Source organism: Dietzia sp. Cai40, assembly GCF_014145165.1.
Classification (GTDB): domain Bacteria; phylum Actinomycetota; class Actinomycetes; order Mycobacteriales; family Mycobacteriaceae; genus Dietzia; species Dietzia natronolimnaea.
In genome coordinates this window covers 1-2,341 of the sequence record NZ_JAALEB010000239.1, presented here as the reverse complement: position 1 = coordinate 2,341, position 2,341 = coordinate 1, and the positions used below count along the sequence as shown (strand labels likewise).

Sequence of the window (2,341 nt, the reverse complement as noted above, 5' to 3'; positions counted from 1 at the left end):
GCGACGACCGCGCGACGCTGCGGGCCCGGCTGGTCGATCTCCTCGAGGCGCTCCCGACGGACGACCCGCGGGTGCTGGCCGCCCGTCGGAACCTCGCCAACGCGTTGTACTGAGGCCCGGGTGCCGCCCGACGTCAGGGCGTGTGCCGCAGCCACACCGCGGCGCGGGGGCCGACGGTGATGCCCGCGGAATGGGTGCGGCCGTGGTGGTGCCGCTCCTCCGCGTTGACCCCGCCCAGGTTGCCGGTTCCCGACCCCTCGTAGGCCGTGGCGTCGGTGTTGAGGATCTCCTCCCAGTACCCGGCCTCGGGCAGACCGATCCGGTAGTCGTCCAGGGTGCGGCCCGAGAAGTTCACCACGCAGGCGATCGTGTTGCCCGCGTGATCGGTACGCAGGAACGACAGCGCGTTGTTCTCCGAGTCGTTGGCGTCGATCCACGAGAACCCCGACGGGTCGTCGTCGAGCGTCCACAGCCCGGGGTTCTCCGCGTAGCGTGCGTTCATGTCCCGGACCGAGGCGAGGATGCCGCGGTGGTACTCGCCCTCCCAGCCCTCGAGGTTCTCCCAGGTGACGCCCTGTTCGTCGTTCCACTCGCCGACCTGACCGAACTCCATCCCCTGGAAGATGAGCTTCTTCCCGGGGTGCGCCCACATGTAGGCGTAGAGTCCACGCAACCCGGCCGCGCGGTCCCACGAGGACCCCGGCATGCGCTGCCACATCGATCCCTTGCCGTGGACCACCTCGTCGTGGCTGAGCGGGAGGACGAACCGCTCGCTCCAGGCGTACATCAAGGAGAAGGTGACCTCGCCGTGGTGGTGTCCCCGGTAGACGGGGTCGAGCCCCACATAGCGCAGCGTGTCGTTCATCCACCCCATGTTCCACTTCATGGAGAACCCGAGACCGCCGGTGTCCGTGGGCGCGGTGACGCCGCCCCAGGAGGTCGACTCCTCGGCGATCATGAGGAATCCGGGGTGCTCCCGGCGCACGGTGGCGTTGACCTCCTGCAGGAACGAGATGGCCTCGAGGTTCTCTCTACCGCCGTAGCGGTTGGGGGTCCACTCGCCCTCGTTCCGCGAGTAGTCCAGGTAGAGCATCGAGGCGACGGCGTCCACGCGCAGGCCGTCGACGTGGAACTCCTCCGCCCAGTACAGGGCGTTGGCCACCAGGAAGTTGCGGACCTCGTGACGACCGAAGTCGAACACGTAGGTGCCCCAGTCGGGCTGCTCACCGCGACGGGGGTCCGCGTGCTCGTACAGCGGGGTCCCGTCGAAGCGGCCGAGGGACCACTCGTCCTTGGGGAAGTGCGCGGGCACCCAGTCCACCAGCACGCCGATGCCGCGCGAGTGCAGGTGGTCGACCACATAGCGCAGGTCGTCCGGGGTGCCGAAACGACTGGTGGGGGCGTAGTAGGAGGACACCTGGTAGCCCCATGACCCGCCGAAGGGATGCTCGGCGACGGGCATCAGCTCGACATGGGTGAAGCCGGTCTCGGTCACGTGGTCGGCCAACTGGTGGGCGAACTCGCGGTAGCCGAGTCCCGGTCTCCAGGAGCCCACGTGGACCTCGAGGACCGTCATCGGGGAGCGCGAGTGGTCGCGCGTCGCCCGGCCGGCGACCCACTCGTCGTCGTTCCACTCGTGGCCGGACGTGAACACCCTGGATCCGGTGGCGGGGGGCACCTCGGTGGCCACCGCGAGCGGATCGGCGTGGTCGACGGTCCGGCCGTCGGCGCCGCGGACGCAGTACTTGTAGACGGCGTCGTCGATCACGTCAGGTACGAACAGTTCCCACACTCCCGAGGCGCCGATCGCACGCATGGGCAGGGCGATCGGGTTCCACCCGCAGAAGTCGCCCACCACGCTGATGCCCCGGGCGTTCGGGGCCCAGACGGCGAAGGACGTCCCGGTGAGGGGCCCCCCGGGGGTGTCGTACGTGCGGACGTGCGCACCGAGGACGGTCCACAGCCGCTCGTGCCGACCCTCGTTGATCAGGTGGAGATCCATCTCGCCGAGAGTGGGCAGGAAGCGGTACCCGTCGGCCACGATCCGCGTGTGCCCGTCCGGGTAGGTCACCCGGAACCGGTAGTCGGGGACGTCCCGCTCGGGCAACCCCGCCCCGAACATGCCGTCGCCGAGCGGTTCCATGGGCACCGTGCGCGTCCCGAGCACGATCTCCACCGAGGTGGCACCGGGCTGCATGGTCCGCACGACCGAACCGGACCCGGTCGGGTGGGCGCCGTAGACCGAGTGCGGGTCGCGGTGGGTGCCGGAGCGGAGCGCGTCGAGCTCCTCGCGGGGGATCCCGCCCGACGGCGCGTCGGGGGCTGCCGGCGCCGGGGACCG

General features: G+C 70.3%; 2 protein-coding genes. One reads left to right on the top strand and one right to left on the bottom strand.

Annotation, left to right across the window (positions count from 1 at the left end):
- Positions 1-113: tetratricopeptide repeat protein (locus G6022_RS09890; RefSeq protein WP_182691471.1), on the top strand; the 113-nt coding region annotated here is incomplete at its 5' end.
- A 20-nt stretch (positions 114-133) separates the two neighbouring features.
- On the opposite strand, the gene glgB is transcribed toward G6022_RS09890, so the two are convergent.
- A complete protein-coding gene (gene glgB, locus G6022_RS09885; RefSeq protein WP_182638528.1) occupies positions 134-2,299 on the bottom strand; it encodes a 1,4-alpha-glucan branching protein GlgB in 2,166 nt (721 codons plus the stop codon).
- Between the last annotated feature and the right edge of the window lie 42 nt (positions 2,300-2,341).